Source organism: Caulobacter sp. CCH9-E1 (assembly GCF_001556515.1).
In the GTDB taxonomy this organism is placed as follows: Bacteria; Pseudomonadota; Alphaproteobacteria; order Caulobacterales; family Caulobacteraceae; genus Caulobacter.
Genome location: NZ_LSJA01000316.1, coordinates 1 through 233 on the forward strand (window position 1 = coordinate 1; position 233 = coordinate 233).

Genomic DNA, 233 nt, shown 5'->3' on the forward strand with positions numbered 1-233 from the left:
GGCGTGGTCTACACGACGCTGGGCCAGGAGTTCATCCCGCAGCTCGACGAAAAGAACGTCGCCATGGGCTCGCTGAAGATCCCGTCGACGGCGCTCGAACAGTCGCTGACCATGCAGCGCCAGGTCGAAAAGAACGTCTCGTCCCTGCCTGAAGTGGAGATGATGTTCTCCAAGACCGGCACGGCCGAGGTCGCCACCGACCCGATGCCGCCCAACGCCTCGGACGGCTTCAT

At 63.5% G+C, this 233-nt stretch carries 1 protein-coding gene; it reads left to right on the top strand.

Features of this window, described 5'->3' with window-relative positions:
* A partial coding sequence (locus tag AX690_RS17860; RefSeq protein ID WP_156449720.1) for an efflux RND transporter permease subunit occupies positions 1-233 on the top strand: 233 nt, incomplete at both ends.